This is a genomic window from Pseudomonas sp. LBUM1641 (assembly GCF_059716235.1).
Genome location: NZ_CP166815.1, coordinates 788,030 through 807,204, shown reverse-complemented (window position 1 = coordinate 807,204; position 19,175 = coordinate 788,030). Strand labels below are relative to the sequence as shown.

The window sequence follows — 19,175 nt, the reverse complement described above, 5'->3', positions numbered from 1 at the left end:
CTCGCCCTTCCCGGCGACCCTGGATCAGCAGACAGGGCAACACTGAGCTGGCAAACCTGAACCCATCATTCAGAGGAGCCGGCCAATGCCTGCGACCCGTATCTGGTTAAAAAACCCCCTCGCGATTTTCACTGCCAATGGCCTCGACGCCCGTGGTGGCCTGGTGCTGCAAGACGGTGTGATCACCGAAGTGCTGGGCTGGGGACAAGAGCCCGCCGTGCCCTGCGGACAAGTCTTCGATGCCCGTGAGCATGTCGTCCTTCCGGGGCTGATCAACACCCACCATCACTTCTATCAAACCCTGACCCGCGCCTGGGCACCGGTGGTTAACCAGCCGCTCTTTCCCTGGTTGAAAACCCTGTACCCGGTCTGGGCCCGACTCACTCCGGAAAAACTCGCCTTGGCGAGCAAAGTGGCCTTGGCTGAACTGCTGCTCTCAGGCTGCACCACGGCGGCAGACCATCACTACCTGTTCCCGGACGGCCTGGAACATGCGATCGACGTACAAGTCGACAGCGTGCGTGAACTGGGCATGCGCGCCATGCTTACTCGCGGCTCCATGAGCCTGGGCGAGGCCGACGGCGGGCTGCCACCGCAGCAAACCGTGCAACAGGGCGAAGTGATTCTGGAGGACAGCCGCCGTCTGATCCGCCAGTACCACGAGCGCGGCGACGGCGCGCAAATCCAGATCGCCCTGGCGCCCTGCTCGCCGTTTTCCGTCACCCCGGAAATCATGGAAGCCAGCGCCGAACTGGCCAACAACCTCGACGTGCGCCTGCACACGCACCTGGCAGAAACCCTCGATGAAGAAGACTTCTGCCTGCAGCGTTTCGGCCTGCGCACTGTGGATTACCTCGACAGCGTCGGCTGGCTCGGCCCGCGTACGTGGCTGGCCCATGGGATTCACTTCAACCCGGAAGAAATCGCACGCCTCGGTGCTGCCGGAACGGGGATCTGCCATTGCCCGAGTTCCAACATGCGCCTGGCTTCGGGGATTTGCCCGACCCTCGACCTGCTCGCCGCCGGCGCACCGATTGGCCTGGGCGTGGACGGTTCGGCGTCCAATGATGCGTCGAACATGATCCTGGAAACGCGCCAGGCCCTGTACATCCAGCGCCTGCGTTACGGCGCGGAGAAGATCACTCCGGAACTGGTGCTGGGTTGGGCGACAAAAGGCTCGGCACAGTTACTCGGCCGCAGCGATATCGGCGAACTGGCCGTAGGCAAACAGGCCGACCTGGCGTTGTTCAAACTGGATGAACTGCGCTTTTCCGGCAGCCATGACCCGATTTCGGCGCTGCTGCTGTGCGGCGCCGACCGCGCGGACCGAGTGATGGTCGGCGGCAAATGGCGGGTGATCGACGGGCAGGTTGAGGGCCTGGATTTGAAAGGTTTGATTGCCGATCACAGCCAGGCGGCGCGAGAACTGATCAACCGGACTTAACTGAAGAAACACCCTCAAAATGTGGGAGCGGGCTTGCTCGCGGAAGCATTGGGTCAGTCAGCATATCTGGCGACTGACACTCCGTATTCGCGAGCAAGCCCGCTCCCACACAAGCCCGGTTCCCACAATTAGTTCTGCGGTGTTTTCAGGATCGGCTACAACCCCAGCAGCGACAACGTGATAAACGTCGCAAACAACACAAAATGGGTCATCCCTTCGATGGCGTTGGTTTCGCCATCGTTGAGGTTGATCGCACTGACAATCAGCGTGATAAACACCATTACCGTCTGCACCGGCGTCATCGCCATCTGAAACGGCTGGCCGGTGTAAAGGGCCATCGCTTCCATCACCGGCACCGTCAGGATCACTGTCGACAGCGACGCACCCAGCGCGATGTTCACCACCGACTGCATTCGGTTGGCCAGTGCTGCGCGCAACGCGGTCAAAATCTCCGGCGCAGCGGAAATCGCGGCCACGATGATCGCCGTGATCACGGGAGGGGCACCGGTTCCTTCCAGGCCTAGGTCGAGGGTCTTGGACATCACCTCGGCCAACGCGCCAATCACGATCACGCCAAACACCAAAGTCCCGACAGAGAACGCCAGGTTAATCGGCGGCGACTCTTCTTCCGGCTGTTTCTTGCGGCGTTTTTCCGGGTAGCTGTAGCTGAAGAAATAACTATGAGGCCCCACCTGCATCCGCAGGAACAACGTGTACAGCACCACCATCGCGCCAATGGTGAAGGCCGAGTAAATTTTCCAGTCGGCCTCGGGGATGAATTCCGGCACCACCATCGACACACCCATGGCGGTAAGGATCATCACACTGTAGGTCCGCGCCGAATCGTCGTTGTAGGACTGCTCGCCATGCTTGATCCCGCCCATCAGCGCGGCCAGGCCGAGGATGCCGTTGATGTCGAGCATCACCGCCGAATAAATGGTGTCGCGCACCAGGGTCGGCGACGGCTCGTTGCTCATCATGATCGCCAGGATCACCACTTCCACCAACACGGCGGCGAGGGTCAGGATCATGGTGCCGTAGGGATCGCCAACCTTTTCCGCCAGTTGCTCGGCATGATGCGCCACGCGCATCGAGGCTACGACGATAAAACCGATCAGCGCTATGCCGCCGAGCAGCGCCACTATCTGCCCGCTGTGCAGCATCCAGTGCTCCAGCGGGTAAGCGGCGATGGCGGCAATCAGCGCCAACAGCATGAATTTTTCTTGCTTGATAGATGTGAGCATTGCAGGCCTTTTGAACGCGGCGAATCCGTCATTGATGGGGTACAGACTGCACCGCGCCGCTAACGTTTCGTTACACCTTAGTTCACGCATCGCTTGCACGACGTTCGCGGATGCTCACCGCTTGGTCAGGTTTTGCCGATTATTTCGGCGTGCGCCTGTAGAATGCCGCCATTGCACCTGATGAGAATTTATAAATGTACGATTGGCTCAACGCCCTGCCCAAGGCTGAATTGCACCTGCACCTGGAAGGCTCGCTGGAGCCTGAGCTGCTGTTCGCCCTGGCCGAACGCAACAAAATCGCGCTGCCGTGGAACGACGTCGAAACCCTGCGCAAGGCCTACGCCTTCAACAACCTGCAGGAGTTTCTCGACCTCTACTACAAAGGCGCCGATGTATTGCGCACCTCCCAGGACTTCTACGACCTGACCTGGGCCTACCTGCTGCGCTGCAAGGCGCAGAACGTGATCCACACCGAACCGTTCTTCGACCCGCAGACCCACACCGACCGTGGCGTGCCGTTCGAAGTGGTGCTCAACGGTATCGCCGCCGCGTTGAAAGACGGCGAGCAGCAACTGGGTATCACCAGTGGTTTGATCCTCAGCTTCCTGCGCCACCTGAGCGAAGAAGAAGCCGAAAAAACCCTCGACCAGGCGCTGCCATTCCGTGATGCGTTCGTTGCCGTGGGCTTGGACAGTTCGGAAATGGGCCACCCGCCGAGCAAGTTCCAGCGCGTGTTCGACCGTGCCCGTCACGAAGGTTTCCTGACCGTCGCCCACGCCGGTGAAGAAGGCCCGCCGGAGTACATCTGGGAAGCCATCGACCTGCTGAAAATCCAGCGTATCGACCATGGTGTACGCGCCATTGAAGACGAACGCCTGATGCAGCGGATCATCGACGAGCAGATCCCGCTGACAGTGTGCCCGCTGTCCAACACCAAGCTCTGCGTGTTTGACGACATGTCCCAGCACAACATCCTCGACATGCTTGAGCGCGGGGTGAAGGTCACGGTGAACTCGGATGACCCGGCGTACTTCGGCGGTTATGTCACCGAGAACTTCCATGCGCTGTACACCTCCCTGGGCATGACCCAGGATCAGGCCAAGCGCCTGGCGCAAAACAGCCTGGATGCACGGTTGGTCAAGCCTTAACCAACGACCGGTCTGGCGAGCCGGGCAATTTCCATTTGCCCGGCTTCACTGACCTGCAGCACCTGGGACTCATTGATCACACTGACCCAGTTCGACTGCAAACACAGCTGCAACAGCGCGACCCCCAACGCACCGCCCAGGTGCGGCTGCTGCTCGCTCCAATCAAAACAATCACACACGACCGGCTGAACCAGCGCCTGGGTAAAAATCCCCAACGCAGCGAGTTTGCGCGCACCCAGCGGTGTCACTTCAGTGCGCTGCTCCGCACGTTCGATCCACCCTGCTGCCATCATCCGTTGATACAAACCCGCCGCCAGTTCGCCGCCCAGGTGGCCATGGCAAAGCCTGGCCCGCCGTAAAGCGAGAGGCGCAATCAGTGACTGGGAATGGGTGGGCGTACTGCGTGCAACGCTGGCCATGGTGGTCCAGGCCAGGGCATCCACGGCGGCCGCCACGTCGGCGGCGGCCATACGGAAAAAGCGTTTGCCGCTACGGGCTTCGACGCGCAGCAGGCCACTGGCCGTCAATCGCGTCAGATGCGCATTCGCCGAGGCCGATGACAGCCCGGCAAGTGCCGCCAACTCATCGGAGGGTTTGGCCGAGCCGTCCATCAATGCCCACACCATCGCGGTGCGTTTCGGGTCGGCCAGCAAGGTGGCGATCTGACTGATGCAAGGTGCCTGTTCCATGTGCTCATTCACTCCCTGTTGAATCATTCGTCTGCTGCAGTTCGCGGAAAAGTATAAGCGTGAAAACGCCGGGTTCCGTGCCGTCTTACAGCGCAACCAAGGACAGAGGCTGAAGGAAATTTCCCGATATTCCCGGAGTTAGGGTGTAGAGGCGGACCGCTCCGGCAACTGCGCAGTCAATGTCGCACAACGAGCAACGAGCATTTCCCGCAGAAGATTGATCGGCTTGCTCAGTTGCGCGCGATGGGCGCACAGCAGGTTGAGCGGCGTACGCTCGCCTCGCAGCTCCGGCAGGATCAGGCGCAAGCGGCCGGCCAGTACATCAGAGCTGACATCCAGCCAGGACTTGTAGGCGATACCCACCCCGGCCACCGCCCAGCGCCGCACCACATCGGCATCGTCACTGAATCGGTCGCCGGTCACGGTCAGGCTGATGTCGCGCTTGCCATCGTTGAAACCCCAATGGTCATGCACCCGGCTGCCGAGCATATACAGCAGGCAATTGTGTTGGGTGAGCTGTTCCAGATGGCGCGGTTCGCCATGCCGCGCCAGGTAGCTGGGGGCGGCGCAGAGCACGCGGTAGTTGTCCGGGGCGATGGGCAGCGCGATCAGGCTGGAATCTTCCGGCTCGCCGTAGCGCAGGGCGATGTCCACCGGCTGGCGGAACAGGTCGGCGATCCGGTCGCCCAACAGCAGGCGTACGCTCAGGTCGGGGTATTCGCGCTGGAACTCATCCAGCCAGGGCAACAGCTGGTTACGCCCAAAGTCCGACGGCGCCGACAGTTGCAGCACCCCGCTGACCTGGTCCTGGCCACTGGCCAATAAGCGCCGGCCTTCATCCAGGCTGCTCAAGGCGGCACGGGCGTACTCCAGAAAGCCCTCACCCTCGGCTGTCAGACGCAGGCTGCGGGTGGAGCGCGCCAGCAAACGTGCGCCCAGTTGCTGTTCGATACGCTTCAACGCCGCGCTGGCCACCGCCGCCGACATGTCCATGACCCGCGCCGCCGCCGAAAGGCTGCCCAGGTCTGCCGCACGCACAAACAACTGCAAGTCATCAAAACGCAGCACGCTGACCGCCCATTATCAAAAAAATGTTGAAAGAGACTGCTCTTTTAGCGGGTTTTATCTTCGAGAGAAATAGCCAATCATCTGTCCATCCCGTTCATCACGTGTCTGGAGTCGAATATGTCTGCTGCCTTTAACGTCATCGCCACGCTGATCGCCAAACCCGGCCAACAAGCCACCCTGGAAACCCTGCTGCGCGAGCTGCTGGAACCGACCCGCGTCGAAGCCGGCTGCCAGCAGTACGACCTGCACCAGGACCTGCAACACCCCGAGACCTTCTACATGCTCGAACGCTGGAGCGACGACGCCGCGCTGGCCGACCACGACCAGAGCGCCCATATCCAGAATTTCCGCGCCAAGGCTGCCGACGTGCTCGAGCATTTCGAACTCAAGCGCCTGAAGTTTCTTGCCTGATCAACCGACCCCTTTTTGGAAACCATCATGAAAGCCATCGCCTACTACGCCGCATTGCCCATCAACGATCCAAAATCCCTGCAAGACATCGAACTGCCAGAACCGGTCGCCGGCCCCCGCGACCTGCTGGTGGAAGTCAAAGCCATCTCGGTGAACCCGGTGGACACCAAGGTGCGCCAGAACGTCGCCCCGGAAAACGGCGCCGCCAAAGTGCTGGGCTGGGACGTGGCAGGTGTGGTCAAGGCCGTGGGCAGTGAAGTGAGCCTGTTCCAGGTCGGTGACAAGGTGTTCTACGCCGGCTCCCTGGTACGTCCCGGCGGCAACAGCGAACTGCACACCGTGGATGAACGCATCGTCGGCCATATGCCAAAAACCCTGGGGTTTGCCGACGCAGCCGCCCTGCCGCTGACCGCCATCACCGCCTGGGAGTTGCTGTTCGAACGCCTGCAAGTGCGTGAAGGCAAGACCGATGAAGGCCAGAGCCTGCTGATCGTCGGTGCGTCGGGTGGTGTGGGATCGATCCTGACCCAATTGGCGAAACAGCTTACCGGCCTGAAAGTCATCGGCACCGCCTCCCGGCCTGAAACCCAAGCATGGGCCAAGGACCTGGGCGCCGACCTGGTGATCGACCACAGCAAACCGTTGAGCGAAGAATTGAAAAACGCTGGCCATCCGCAGGTGAACTATGTCGCCAGCCTGACCCAGACCGACCAGCACCTGGACCAACTGGTAGAAGCGCTGATTCCACAAGGCAAACTGGCGCTGATCGACGATCCCAAGGCGCTGGATATCAGCAAGCTCAAGCGCAAGAGCCTGTCGCTGCATTGGGAGTTCATGTACACCCGCTCGATGTTCGAGACCAGCGACATGATCGAGCAGCACAACCTGCTCAATCGCGTGGCCGAACTGATCGACGCCGGCACCCTGAAAACCACGGTGGGCAAGCACTTTGGCGTGATCAACGCGGCCAACCTGCGCCGCGCCCACGAACTGCTGGAAAGCGGCAAGGCCAAGGGCAAGATCGTGCTGGAAGGGTTCTAACGAAAGGTTCTGTCAGTGTCGTCTGTTATTCATGTGAGTAATGGACGACACCGCTAGTCAGAGACTTGATCCTTGTCATATTTGTGAGCGTATTCGGGTTTATATTGGCCGCCTTTGCCACGCAATTTACGTGAGGAAGTCAGCAATGAAGATCCTGATAAAAGCGCTAGCAAGATCCGAAGGCAACAAATGGCAGGTCCGTCTCGACCAGAACGCCTTTACCTTCCGCAGTGAGGCCGAAGCTCGCGCGTTTGCCGACACCCTGCAAACCCGTATCCAGGCCCCTCACCGATTCCCCGAAAGCCAGCAGCGTTCTGCTGGCTGACCCGCTCAGTCCGCCGCCTGCAGTGCCCATTGGCGCTGCAGGCGCTGGGTCAGCATCGCGAACGTCACCGCAAGCACGCCACACAAGCTGATGACCATTGCCATCGGCATCGCCGTGCCATCGTGCAACACGCCGACCAACGATGCAGCGCCTGCTGCCACACCAAACTGAATGCAACCGAGCAACGCCGACGCGCTGCCCGCCCGCGCGCCCTGCCCGCTCATGGCGCAGGCCGAGGTGTTGGGCAAAATGCAGCCCAGGCTGGCGATGCAGATAAACAGCGGCACCAGCAAAGGCCACAAGGCGTCAGTGCGCAGTGCAGTAATTGCCAGCAACGACAGGCCCGCCGCCAGGTAGACCCATACCGTGCGCGACAGCAAAAACGCCGGGCCGCGTGAGGCCAGCAAGCGCGCATTGACCTGTGCCACCAGGATAAAGCCGGCGGCGTTGGAGCCGAAGACCCAGCCATAGTGCTCGGCGGGCACGCCATAGAGTTTGATAAAGACGAAAGGCGAGCCCGCGATGTAGGCAAACATGCCGGCAATCGAGATACCACCGGTCAAGGCATAGCCCAGGTACACCCGGTCCGACAACAACCGGCCGTACTGGCGCAGCGCGCCCGACAGCGGCTGGCGCGGTTGATGGGCGGGGAAACTTTCCGGCAGCCCGACCGCTACCGCGATGGCCGCCATCACACTGAATGCCGTCAGCGCCAGGAAGATCGACTGCCAGCCCCAGATACCGACCATCACCCCGCCCGCCAGCGGCGCGAGGATCGGGGCCAGCCCGGTAACCAGCATCAGTTGCGAAAACACCTTGGCCGAGCCCACCGCGTCGCATTTATCGCTGACCACCGCCCGGGAGATCACCATGCCCGCGCAACCGCCCAAGGCCTGGACGAAGCGCGCGCCGATCAGCCATTCCAGAGAAGGCGCGTATGCACACGCGAACGAGGCCAGGGTAAACAGGGTGACGCCGCTGAGCAGCGGCCCGCGTCGGCCAAAACGGTCCGCCAGCGGCCCATAGATCAACTGGCCGATCGCCAGGCCCGTGAAGTACACGGCCAAGGTCAGCTGAATATGTTTTTCGTCGGTGCCGAATGCCACGGCCATGGCCGGGAAACCCGGCAGGTAGAAGTCGATGGCCAATGGCGCGAACGCGCTCAAGGCCCCCAAAATCAGGATTATACGAAGGTTCATCAGGCACCCAGGTGAGTCGGCAGCTCGACAGTCTAGCCGGGCATGGATGCCTTGAACATTAAGTTAGCTCGCTAACTATCAGAAAATCAGGCGAGCTTGACGCTGTAGCCTTCTTCGCTGATCAGGTTGATCACCTCCGCTGGCGACAGCAGGCTGCTTTCCACTCCGACTTCCTTTGCCGCGAGGTCGACGCGCACGCTGGCCGCCGGGTCCTTATCCTGCACCGCCTGGGTGACCGAGCGAACACAGTGGCCGCAGGTCATTCCTTCAACGCTGAATACTTGCATGACATGACTCCTTTGATGAGGTTGCCCGCAGTTTTGACCTTGCCACGATGGCAAGGTCAAGTTCTGAAAACATCGGCCGGGCTGGCATTCATTGGCGCCCTCGGCCAAGCTGCACCTATCCACGATGTAAACCTCGGAGAATTCACCATGCGCTGGTCGTTTTTTGGCCTTGTCAGCCTGTTGGGCTTGTTTACTGCTGTGCCACCGGCCAGCGCGGATGAAGATTATGCGGTGCTGATCATTTCCCGGGAGCGCCTCGAAGTGCCGACCAACTGCGAGATTGGTTTGTACATTCAAGACCAGTTGGCCGGGCGGCTGTTCCAGGAGCAGGCCACCTCCTTCAACTTGCCGGCCGGGAATGTGTCGTTGCGCCTGAAGTTGTTGCCGGGGCAGTCGCCGGGGTGCTTGCCTGGCATGCTCGCGCCACCCGCACAAAACATCACATTGAAGGCGGGTGATGTACGCAAGTTGCGTATCGCGCAAGGTCCAGACGGCATGTATCTGAAACCGGCGGCACTGGAGTACTAAGCCCCGAAAACCTTGTAGGAGCGAGCTTGCTCGCGAAAAACGTCAACGATAACGCGTTTATTCTGGATAAACGCGGCGCCCCCAGGCTTTTCGCGAGCAAGAACTAGGCGTCCCCCTCGCCCCTACAGTAAAAAGCGCCTTGACCTTCCCCGCAGGTCAAGGTTGATCCTATGGGCAATCTCTCTTGGAGTACTGCCCATGAACGGATCCACCACCTTCGACCTGCCGATCAGCGGCATGACCTGCGCCAGTTGCGCCGGGCGGGTTGAACGGGCACTGGGCAAAGTGCCCGGGGTGCAAAGCGTCAGCGTCAACCTGGCCAACGAACGCGCCCACATTGAAGTGCTCGGCCAAATGGACCCCAGCGTCCTGATCGCCGCCGTCGACAAGGCCGGCTACACGGCCACCCTGCCCCAAAGCGAAACCGCCACCCAGGCCAGCCAGGAACAACGCCTGAGCCACGAACGCTGGTCGCTGCTGTTGGCGATCCTGCTCGCCGCGCCGTTGGTGCTGCCGATGCTGGTGCAACCGTTCGGCCTGCACTGGATGCTCCCCGCCTGGGTTCAATTTGCCCTGGCCACCCCGGTGCAATTCATCTTCGGCGCGCGCTTCTATATCGCCGCCTGGAAAGCCGTACGCGCCGGGGCCGGCAATATGGACCTATTGGTAGCCATCGGCACCAGCGCCGGTTACGGCCTGAGTATCTATGAATGGCTCACGGCGTCCGCGGGCACGATGCCCCACCTGTATTTCGAAGCCTCAGCGGTGGTGATCGCCCTGGTGCTGCTGGGCAAATACCTGGAAAGCCGCGCCAAGCGCCAGACCGCCAGTGCCATCCGCGCCCTGGAAGCCTTGCGCCCGGAGCGGGCAATTCAAGTGATCGACGGGCGCGAGCAAGACGTCGCCATCACCGCCCTCAAGCTGAATGACCTGGTGCTGGTCAAACCCGGCGAGCGCTTCCCGGTGGACGGAGAAGTGGTTGAAGGCCAAAGCCATGCCGACGAGGCGTTGATCAGCGGTGAAAGCCTGCCGGTGCCGAAGCAGCCTGGCGATGCGGTCACTGGCGGCGCCATCAACGGCGAAGGCCGGCTGCTGGTGCGCACCCTGGCCCTTGGCGCAGAGAGCGTATTGGCAAGGATCATCCGCCTGGTGGAAGACGCCCAGGCTGCCAAGGCTCCGATCCAGAAACTGGTGGATAAAGTCAGCCAGGTGTTCGTGCCGGTGGTGCTGGTGCTGGCCTTGGCCACGCTGATCGGCTGGTGGCTGTATGGCGCACCGTTGGAGGTTGCGCTGATCAATGCCGTGACCGTGTTAGTCATCGCTTGCCCTTGCGCCCTTGGCCTCGCCACACCCACCGCCATCATGGCCGGCACCGGCGTCGCCGCCCGCCACGGCATCCTGATCAAAGATGCCGAAGCCCTGGAGCGCGCCCATGAAGTCAGCGCCGTGGTATTCGACAAGACCGGCACCCTGACCTCCGGCGCACCGAAAATTGCGCACGTGGCCGCCGTCGATGGCAATGAAGCGGCCCTGCTGCAACAGGCCGGGGCGCTGCAACGCGGCAGTGAACATCCGCTGGCCAAGGCGGTGCTGGATGCCTGTGCCGAACAGGGCCTGAACGTGGCCGATGTCAGCGCCAGCCAATCCCTTACCGGGCGCGGCATCGCAGGCACTCTCGACGGTCGGCAACTGGCATTGGGCAACCGTCGCCTGCTGGAAGAAACCGGCTTGAGCACCGGCGACCTCGCCGACTCGGCCAGCGCCTGGGAGGCGGAAGGCCGCACCTTGTCCTGGCTGATCGAGCAAGGCCCGCAGCCCCGCGTGCTGGGTTTGTTTGCCTTCGGCGACACGCTCAAGCCGGGGGCGCTGCAAGCGATACAAGCACTCAAGGCGCGGCACATCAGCAGCCACCTGCTGACCGGCGACAACCGTGGCAGCGCCCGCGTGGTCGCCGAAGCCTTGGGCATCGACGACGTGCACGCCGAGGTGTTGCCTGCGGACAAGGCGGCTACCGTCGCCGAGCTGAAGAAGACCGGCGTGGTCGCGATGGTCGGCGACGGCATCAACGATGCACCGGCCCTGGCCGCGGCCGACATCGGCATCGCGATGGGTGGCGGCACCGACGTGGCCATGCACGCCGCCGGGATCACCCTGATGCGCGGCGACCCACGCCTGGTGCCCGCCGCGCTGGAAATCAGCCGCAAGACCTATGCGAAAATTCGACAGAACCTGTTCTGGGCCTTTGTGTATAACTTGATCGGCATTCCGCTGGCCGCGTTCGGCCTGCTCAACCCGGTAATGGCCGGTGCGGCCATGGCCCTGTCCAGCGTCAGCGTGGTGAGTAATGCGCTGCTGTTGAAAACCTGGAAACCCAAGGATCTGGAGGACGAACGTCCATGAACATTGGCCAAGCAGCACGCCAAAGTGGCCTGAGCGCCAAGATGATTCGTTATTACGAGTCCATCGGCTTGTTGAAAGCCGCCCATCGCACCGACAGCGGCTACCGCATTTATGGCGCCGATGACTTGCACACCCTGGCGTTTATCAAGCGTTCGCGGGATTTGGGATTTTCCCTTGAGGAGGTTGGCAAGTTGCTGACCCTCTGGCAGGACCGGGGCCGTGCGAGTGCCGACGTCAAGGCATTGGCCCGCCAGCATATCGATGAGCTGAACCAGAAGATCCGCGAGTTGGGGCAATTGCGCGATACGTTGCAGGACCTGGTGGAACACTGCCAGGGTGATCATCGGCCGGATTGCCCGATTCTCAAGGAACTGGCGTCGGGCAGTTGTTGCGCCTGATCAGGCTTAACCAGGCACACGCAGAACCAAATGTGGGAGCGGGCTTGCTCGCGAATGCGGTGGATCAGTCAATGCATCTGGTGACTGTCACACCGCTTTCGCGAGCAAGCCCGCTCCCACATTTGATATCCACTCGCCGTTAGATCACTGCATCCAAGGCGGCGGCGGAGGCTCTTCTGATGCTTTGCTCGGTGGAGCATCATCAGCCGCACGGATCGCCTGGCGACGCTCTTCATCGAGCCGCGCCGCTTCGATCTCGCGGATAACACCGCCCACATCAGCCAACTCTTCCGGCTCGTCGAACTCGCCAGTCAAGACGCTGGCCGGGTGCAGAGTGCCGGCTTCGTACAGCGCCCACATCTCCTTGGCGTACTTGGTCTTCTTCAACTCCGGGGCAAAGCGCCCGAAATAGGAAGCCATGTTGCCCACATCCCGTTCCAGCATGGTGAACGCGTGGTTGTTGCCCGCCGCATCCACCGCCTGGGGCAGGTCGATGATCACCGGGCCCGTCGGCGTCAGTAGCACGTTGAACTCGGAAAGGTCACCGTGCACCAGGCCGGTACACAACATCAGCACGATCTGGCTAATCAGGAAGGCGTGGTATTCACGGGCCTGGTCCGGCTCCAGCGTCACGTCGTTCAGACGCGGCGCGGCGTCGCCGTATTCATCGGCCACCAGTTCCATCAGCAGCACGCCTTCAAGGAAGTCGTAAGGCTTGGGCACGCGAACGCCCGCACCGGCCAGACGAAACAGCGCCGCTACCTCAGCGTTCTGCCAGGCGTCTTCGGTTTCTTTCTTGCCGAACTTGGAGCCCTTGGCCATGGCCCGGGCCTGACGGCTGTTGCGGACCTTGCGGCCTTCCTGGTATTCGGACGCCTGACGAAAACTTCGTTTATTCGCCTCCTTGTAGACCTTGGCGCAACGTAACTCGTTGCCACAGCGCACCACATAAACAGCTGCTTCTTTACCACTCATGAGTGGGCGCAGCACCTCGTCGACCAGACCGTCCTCGATCAGGGGTTCAATGCGTTTAGGAGTCTTCATCAGCTTTTATTGTGGGTCCTTTATTACCAAACACGCGTATGGCACTCGTTATACGGCAATCCTCTCGCCGCGGGGAGAGGGTACCGACCTTTGACCGCTTAAGAATGCATCCAATATGCCAAATTAATCTGCGATCCCCTGTAGGAGCGAGCTTGCTCGCGAAAAACCCGAGGGCGCCGCGTTGATTCAGCATGAGAGCGTCATCGTTAACGACCTTCGCGAGCAAGCTCGCTCCTACAGGGGTTGTTGTTCATCAATAGTGTAATTCAGCGCTCAATAATCGCGGTGACGCCCTGGCCTCCGGCGGCGCAGATCGAGATCAGGCCCCGGCCCTTGCCGGCCGCGTCCAGCAGCTTGGCCAGGTTGGCGACGATACGCCCGCCAGTGGCGGCAAACGGATGGCCAGCGGCCAATGAGCTGCCCTTGACGTTCAAGCGGCTGCGGTCGATGGAGCCCAGCGATGCGTCCAGCCCCAGGCGGGTCTTGCAATACTCCGGATCTTCCCAGGCCTTCAGTGTGCACAACACTTGGGCAGCGAAGGCTTCGTGGATCTCGTAGTAATCGAAGTCCTGCAGCGTCAGGCCATTGCGGGCCAGCAAGCGCGGCACGGCGTACACCGGCGCCATCAGCAGGCCTTCGGCACCGTTGACGAAATCCACCGCCGCCGCTTCTCCATCACGCAGGTAGGCAAGAATCGGCAAGCCGCGCTCCTTGGCCCAGGCTTCACTGCCCAGCAGCACCAACGAGGCACCGTCGGTCAGCGGCGTCGAATTGCCAGCGGTGAGGGTGCCCTTTTCACTGCGTTCGAAGGCCGGCTTCAGGCTGGCGAGCTTTTCAAGGGTCAGGTCGGGGCGCAGGTTGTTGTCGCGGGTGAGGCCGAGAAAGGGCGTGAGTAGATCGTTGTGCCAGCCTTCAGCGTAGGACGCGGCCATTTTCTGGTGGCTTTCCAACGCCAGTTGATCCTGCTCGGCGCGGGGAATCTGCCAGGTCTGCGCCATCAACTCGCAATGCTGGCCCATGGACAACCCGGTGCGCGGTTCACCGTTACGCGGCAACTCCGGCTTGAGGTGATGGGGACGAAGTTGTAACAGGACTTTTAATTTATCCGCCATGGATTTGCTGCGATTGGCTTGCAGCAGGATTTTGCGCAGCCCCTCGTTCACCCCGATGGGCGCATCTGACGTGGTGTCGACGCCGCCAGCAATCCCGCACTCGATCTGCCCCAGCGCGATCTTGTTCGCCACCAGCAACGCGGCTTCCAGCCCCGTGCCACAGGCCTGCTGAATATCGTAGGCCGGAGTCTGTGGCGACAGGCGCGAGCCCAGCACACACTCGCGGGTCAGGTTGAAGTCCCGGGAATGCTTGAGCACCGCCCCGGCGGCCACCTCGCCAATACGCAGGCCGTGCAGGTTGTAGCGTTCGATCAGGCCTTCCAGTGCCGCGGTCAGCATCGCCTGGTTGCTCGCCGTGGCGTAAGGGCCATTGGAACGGGCGAAGGGAATGCGGTTACCGCCAATGATCGCTACACGGCGCAATTGAGTCATGGAAAGCTCCCTGAAGGTTGTGGGGTGAGTCTTTGAGACTAGCCTAGGCTCAATCGAACGACTTTCACCTATTGATGGTCCACCGTTTGAACCCCAGCACTCGGAGAGCGTTCCATGTCTGACCGTTATATCGACTTCGCCAACTCAAGCCTCGGCCATCGCCTGGTCGCCGCCATTGGCCTGCCGTCACCGGTGCGCCTGGAACGCTGGCAGGCCGGACGCCTGCGCCCGGTGGAGGGTGCGCTGCTGATCGGCGGCGGCCCGCTGGCAACAAAAATCCTGCCGTTCGCCAATAAGCTGACCGACGCTATCTATAGCTACGGCACCGAACCGTCGACGGCAACCACCTGGATTCCCGGCCACGGGCCCAAGCTCAAGGCCGTGGTGTTCGACGCCAGCCAGTTGCAGCACACCGATCAACTCAAGCAGCTGCGGGAATTCTTTCAGCCGTTGATGAAGAACCTCGATCACAGCGCGCATCTGGTGATCCTCGGCCGCGCCCCGGAAAGCCTCAGCGACCCGTTTGCCGCCAGCGCCCAGCGCGCCCTTGAAGGTTTCAGCCGGTCGTTGGCGAAAGAGCTGCGCAGCGGCGGCGTCCTGCAACTGCTGTACGTGGGCGACGGCGCCGAAGACCAGCTGGAAGGTGCACTGCGGTTCTTCCTCTCACCTAAAAGCGCCTACATCTCCGGCCAAGTGATTCGTTTGAATGCCTGCGCGACCCAGGTCGAGGATTGGACCCGACCACTCGCCGGGCGCAAGGCGCTGGTGACCGGCGCCGCACGCGGCATCGGCGCCTCAATCGCCGAAACCCTGGCCCGTGACGGCGCCGAAGTGATTCTGCTGGACGTGCCACAAGCCAAGGCCGATCTCGACGCCCTGGCCGCGCGCCTGGGTGCCCGCAGCGTCGCCCTGGATATCTGCGCCGAAGACGCCGCCACGCAGTTGATCGAACACCTGCCGGACGGCATCGACATTGTGGTGCACAACGCCGGCATCACCCGCGATAAAACCCTGGCCAACATGACCCCGGAATACTGGGACGCGGTATTGGCGGTCAACCTCAACGCGCCGCAAGTGCTGACCAAGGCGCTGCTGGACAACGGCACCCTGCACGACAATGGCCGCGTAGTGCTGCTGGCGTCCATCAGCGGCATCGCCGGCAATCGCGGGCAAACCAATTACGCCGCGAGCAAGGCCGGGCTGATCGGCCTGGCCCAGGCGTGGGCGCCGCTGCTGGGGGAACGCGGGATCAGCATCAATGCCGTGGCCCCAGGGTTCATTGAAACCCAAATGACCGCGCACATTCCCTTCGCTTTGCGTGAGGCCGGGCGCCGTATGAGTTCGCTGGGCCAGGGCGGCTTGCCCCAGGACGTCGCCGAAGCGGTGGCCTGGCTCGGTCAACCGGGTTCGGGCGCGGTCAGCGGGCAAGCGTTGCGAGTGTGTGGGCAAAGTCTATTGGGAGCGTAAGCATGGAGTGGCAAACATTAGGCAGCACCCCGTTTCTGCCGCCGCTGTATTGGCGTGCGGCGCTCAAGCGCAAGATCACCGGCACCACGTTGCCCGAACAAGGGTTGCGCTGCCGGGTCAGCGTCAACCCCAAGGAGGTGGCCGCCTATCGCAAGGTCTGCGGGTTTGCCGAGAGCCCGGTGCTGCCGGCCACTTATCCCCATATCCTGGCGTTCGGCCTGCAGATGCAGTTGCTCACCGACAAGGCGTTTCCATTCCCATTGCTGGGGTTGATTCACCTGAGCAACCGGATCCGCATCCTGCGCCCCTTGGGTGGTGTGAGCGACCTGACAGTTGGCGTCTACGCGCAGAACTTGCAACCCCATGCCAAGGGCGCGACTTTCGATATCGTGACCACGGTCGAGGATTCATTGGGGCTGCTGTGGGAAGCCGAAAGCCGGATGCTCTGTCGTGGCGTGAAACTCGATGGCGTTGCGGCGGATAACGCGTTGCAAGCACCCGTCAGCGTCAGCGAGTTGACCCGATGGAAAGCCCCCGCCGATATCGGACGCCGTTACGCTCGGGTGTCCGGCGACTACAACCCGATTCACTTGAGTGCGATCACCGCCAAGTTGTTTGGCTTCCCCCAGGCAATTGCCCATGGACTATGGAACACGGCACGCACACTGGCCGAACTGAGTGAACACTTACCTGCAGCCAATATTGAGATAGACGTCGAGTTTAAAAAGCCGGTGCGCTTGCCCAGTGAAGTGACCTTATGGGCAAGTGCCGCCGGCTCAAGCGGTGAGTTGCAACTAAAGGGAACCGGGGACCTCGAGCACATGACGGGACGCTGGCGGCCTATCGCCTGATTAATTGTATATATACACCTTAAGTTATAGCGGGCTATCGATAGCCCGCTAAGTTTATTAACCCTATGATTTTAAACACCTCCTGCTTTTCAATTCCCTCTTATATATACCCTTGGTATTAATCACTAAGCGGACCACTCGTGGGGGTATATAAATCGTTAATACCAAGTTGAGCATTGCGAGAAGAAGTGCCCGGGTCTGTTATAGCCATAACGGACGAATGTATCGCTGCCCTTAGAAACAGCGAACTTCGATAACAACAAAGGCTGTACCAGGTGCAAGGAACTCAATCATGAAAACTCAAGTCGTGTTGTGGAAAGCAAGTACCGCGCTGGCCCTGATTCTGGCAGTAAGCCTCGGAGGCTGCAGCAGCGGTGGTGGTGGTCATCACAGTAGCGTCGCCGCGTCCTCTCCGGATGCCGGCGCCGGATCAGGTGGTGGCACTGGCGGCGGAACAGATGGAGGCACTGGCGGTGGTACCGGCGGTGGCACTGATGGCGGTACTGGTGGCGGTACCGGCGGCGGCACAGGTGGTGGCACTGGCGGAGGTACAGGTGGCGGCACTGGCGGAGGTACCGGCGGAGGTACAGGTGGCGGCACTGGCGGCGGTACCGGTGGCGGTACAGGTTCGACCACTCCGCTGGTCACCGGCCAGGTAGTTGGCGCTGTCGGCGGTGTCGTCGGCAACGTCGGCACCGCGGTGGGCGACCTGGGTTCAACCCTCACCACTGTCCCAATTGTCGGCACCACTGCTGGCGGGCTCGTCACCGCGACAGGCACTGCCGTCAACAGCATCGGCACCGGCCTGACCGACGGTCTGGGCACACTGGGTACCAATAGCAATTCCCTGGGCATCACTGTTGCCGGCGTCGCCAACGGCGTGGCCGACTTGGGTACCGGCGTTTCCAACACCGGTAAATCCCTGGGCACTACATTGGGTGGCATTCCCGTGGTCGGTGGTTTAACCGGTGGCGTGGGTGGCGCAGCAGGCGGCCTGGTCGATAAGGTCGGCCAAACCGTGACTATGCTCGGCGACACCTTGAGCACGGCCAGTACCACCGGGCCACTGGGCGGCTTGACCAATACGGTCGGCAAAAGCGTACTGGTACCCGTCGTCTCCCTGGTGGAAAACACCACCGGCAACCTGGGTAATAAAACCGGCCTGGGCAATCCTGTCGGTGGCGTACTGGACAAAGTCGGGGCCACGGTCAAAGGTCTCGGTGGCCAAGTGGCCAGCGCGGGCGGTGCAGGCAACCCTCTCGGGACTATCGTAGGCGGCGCGCTGACCGGTGTTGGCAACACCCTTGATAAGTCGAGTGGCTACGTCAATCCGGCAACCACTACCCCGCAATCGGGTCTGCCTGAACTGGTCGGTGGCCTTGTCGCCAACGTGGGCAACGGCCTGAATATCGGCAACACCAATGGCACTGTCAGTGCGGCAGGCATCACTGGCGGCGCGGTGGGCAACACCGTCGCGTCCCTCGGCACTCTGATTGGCGGCAACGGTGTAGCCAACACCGGCGCCACGGCTCCGGTCGCCGGTCTGGCGACCACTGTCGGCGCCGCACTGAACCCAGTGACTTCGGGCGTTGCCGGGCTGACCCAAAACATCGGCACCACCACCGGTATCGGTGCACCGGTGAACGGTCTGGTGACCCAGGTCGGCGGCGCAGTCAGCGGCCTGGGCACCAACCTGACAGCGGCCAACGCCAACCCGATTACCAACGCTGTAGGCGGTACGCTGAATGCAGTCGGCAATACGGTCGGCTCGGTGGGTGGCTTGGTCACCGGCGGCACCAGCGGTAGCGGTGGTGGCCTGCTCGGCGGCTTGAATGTAGGTGGTGGCACTCCCGCTGGAGGCACTGCAAACACAAACACCGGTGGTGGCCTGGGCGGCTTGCTCGGCGGGCTGACCGGCAAAAAATAGAATTGCACCTGGCCATTAGACGGCCTCCCCTCCAGCGCCTACGCTTGGTTGAGACGAGAGATTCCAATGAGTCTCTCGTCTTTTTTATTGGCCAGTGAAAGGCCTTCCCGAACCGCGCCCCAGAGCCCGGCGGGAACCCGCGAAACGCTGCTGCAGTTTG

At 61.7% G+C, this 19,175-nt stretch carries 18 protein-coding genes; 11 read left to right on the top strand and 7 right to left on the bottom strand.

The window, feature by feature from the left end:
* Nucleotides 1-85 precede the first annotated feature (85 nt).
* The gene (locus ACA046_RS03560; protein WP_421552396.1) at nt 86-1,444 is read left to right on the top strand and encodes an 8-oxoguanine deaminase; all 1,359 of its coding nucleotides are present in this window, start codon (nt 86-88) and stop codon (nt 1,442-1,444) included.
* A gap of 155 nt (nt 1,445-1,599) precedes the next feature.
* On the opposite strand, the gene ACA046_RS03555 is transcribed toward ACA046_RS03560, so the two are convergent.
* Nucleotides 1,600-2,688 (bottom strand): calcium:cation antiporter, encoded by a 1,089-nt coding sequence (locus ACA046_RS03555; RefSeq protein WP_459025890.1) that lies wholly within the window; start codon nt 2,686-2,688, stop codon nt 1,600-1,602.
* A gap of 194 nt (nt 2,689-2,882) precedes the next feature.
* On the opposite strand from ACA046_RS03555, the gene ACA046_RS03550 reads away from it, so the two are divergent.
* A complete protein-coding gene (locus tag ACA046_RS03550; protein WP_008430770.1) occupies nt 2,883-3,836 on the top strand; it encodes an adenosine deaminase in 954 nt (317 codons plus the stop codon).
* On the opposite strand, the gene ACA046_RS03545 is transcribed toward ACA046_RS03550, so the two are convergent.
* Together ACA046_RS03545 and vimR are read right to left on the bottom strand one after the other, a co-directional pair.
* Nucleotides 3,833-4,525: an ArsR/SmtB family transcription factor gene (locus ACA046_RS03545; protein ID WP_497675919.1), complete on the bottom strand. Its 693-nt coding sequence runs from the start codon at nt 4,523-4,525 to the stop codon at nt 3,833-3,835. The two genes, ACA046_RS03550 and ACA046_RS03545, sit on opposite strands and share 4 nt — an antisense overlap.
* Nucleotides 4,526-4,663: 138 nt before the next feature.
* Nucleotides 4,664-5,593 carry a transcription regulator VimR gene (vimR, locus tag ACA046_RS03540; protein ID WP_459025886.1) on the bottom strand — a complete coding sequence of 310 codons (930 nt, stop codon included), beginning with the start codon at nt 5,591-5,593 and terminating at the stop codon, nt 4,664-4,666.
* 117 nt (nt 5,594-5,710) lie between these two features.
* Between vimR and ACA046_RS03535 the strand changes: the two genes are divergently transcribed.
* The 3 genes from ACA046_RS03535 (at nt 5,711) to ACA046_RS03525 (ending at nt 7,370) form a co-directional block, all read left to right on the top strand.
* The gene (locus ACA046_RS03535) at nt 5,711-6,004 is read left to right on the top strand and encodes a putative quinol monooxygenase (RefSeq protein ID WP_010174107.1); all 294 of its coding nucleotides are present in this window, start codon (nt 5,711-5,713) and stop codon (nt 6,002-6,004) included.
* Nucleotides 6,005-6,031: 27 nt separating this feature from the next.
* On the top strand, nt 6,032-7,045 hold the full coding sequence (locus tag ACA046_RS03530; RefSeq protein WP_459025884.1) for a zinc-binding alcohol dehydrogenase family protein: 1,014 nt from the start codon (nt 6,032-6,034) through the stop codon (nt 7,043-7,045).
* A gap of 145 nt (nt 7,046-7,190) precedes the next feature.
* Complete coding sequence (locus ACA046_RS03525; protein WP_003211153.1) at nt 7,191-7,370, top strand: hypothetical protein; 180 nt, start codon at nt 7,191-7,193, stop codon at nt 7,368-7,370.
* Nucleotides 7,371-7,375: 5 nt separating this feature from the next.
* On the opposite strand, the gene ACA046_RS03520 is transcribed toward ACA046_RS03525, so the two are convergent.
* The gene (locus tag ACA046_RS03520) at nt 7,376-8,569 is read right to left on the bottom strand and encodes a multidrug effflux MFS transporter (protein ID WP_497675918.1); all 1,194 of its coding nucleotides are present in this window, start codon (nt 8,567-8,569) and stop codon (nt 7,376-7,378) included.
* Between the two features lie 86 nt (nt 8,570-8,655).
* Nucleotides 8,656-8,856 (bottom strand): heavy-metal-associated domain-containing protein, encoded by a 201-nt coding sequence (locus tag ACA046_RS03515; RefSeq protein WP_063033291.1) that lies wholly within the window; start codon nt 8,854-8,856, stop codon nt 8,656-8,658.
* A 147-nt stretch (nt 8,857-9,003) separates the two neighbouring features.
* Between ACA046_RS03515 and ACA046_RS03510 the strand changes: the two genes are divergently transcribed.
* The 3 genes from ACA046_RS03510 to cueR all read left to right on the top strand — a co-directional run bounded on the left by ACA046_RS03510 (nt 9,004) and on the right by cueR (nt 12,182).
* Nucleotides 9,004-9,384: a hypothetical protein gene (locus tag ACA046_RS03510; protein ID WP_497675917.1), complete on the top strand. Its 381-nt coding sequence runs from the start codon at nt 9,004-9,006 to the stop codon at nt 9,382-9,384.
* A 198-nt stretch (nt 9,385-9,582) separates the two neighbouring features.
* A complete protein-coding gene (locus tag ACA046_RS03505) occupies nt 9,583-11,784 on the top strand; it encodes a heavy metal translocating P-type ATPase (protein ID WP_497675916.1) in 2,202 nt (733 codons plus the stop codon).
* The gene (cueR, locus tag ACA046_RS03500; RefSeq protein ID WP_076017943.1) at nt 11,781-12,182 is read left to right on the top strand and encodes a Cu(I)-responsive transcriptional regulator; all 402 of its coding nucleotides are present in this window, start codon (nt 11,781-11,783) and stop codon (nt 12,180-12,182) included. Before ACA046_RS03505 ends, cueR begins: the two co-directional genes overlap by 4 nt.
* A 144-nt stretch (nt 12,183-12,326) precedes the next feature.
* On the opposite strand, the gene ACA046_RS03495 is transcribed toward cueR, so the two are convergent.
* On the bottom strand, nt 12,327-13,226 hold the full coding sequence (locus ACA046_RS03495; protein ID WP_076017944.1) for a PA4780 family RIO1-like protein kinase: 900 nt from the start codon (nt 13,224-13,226) through the stop codon (nt 12,327-12,329).
* 266 nt (nt 13,227-13,492) lie between these two features.
* Nucleotides 13,493-14,770: an acetyl-CoA C-acetyltransferase gene (locus tag ACA046_RS03490; RefSeq protein WP_497675915.1), complete on the bottom strand. Its 1,278-nt coding sequence runs from the start codon at nt 14,768-14,770 to the stop codon at nt 13,493-13,495.
* Nucleotides 14,771-14,884: 114 nt separating this feature from the next.
* Between ACA046_RS03490 and ACA046_RS03485 the strand changes: the two genes are divergently transcribed.
* The 3 genes from ACA046_RS03485 (at nt 14,885) to ACA046_RS03475 (ending at nt 19,015) form a co-directional block, all read left to right on the top strand.
* Nucleotides 14,885-16,237, top strand: coding sequence for a 3-oxoacyl-ACP reductase (locus ACA046_RS03485; protein ID WP_497675914.1), 1,353 nt, complete (start codon nt 14,885-14,887; stop codon nt 16,235-16,237).
* A gap of 2 nt (nt 16,238-16,239) precedes the next feature.
* On the top strand, nt 16,240-17,088 hold the full coding sequence (locus ACA046_RS03480; RefSeq protein ID WP_497675913.1) for a MaoC family dehydratase: 849 nt from the start codon (nt 16,240-16,242) through the stop codon (nt 17,086-17,088).
* Between the two features lie 292 nt (nt 17,089-17,380).
* Nucleotides 17,381-19,015 carry a collagen-like triple helix repeat-containing protein gene (locus ACA046_RS03475; protein WP_497675912.1) on the top strand — a complete coding sequence of 545 codons (1,635 nt, stop codon included), beginning with the start codon at nt 17,381-17,383 and terminating at the stop codon, nt 19,013-19,015.
* Nucleotides 19,016-19,175 lie beyond the last annotated feature (160 nt).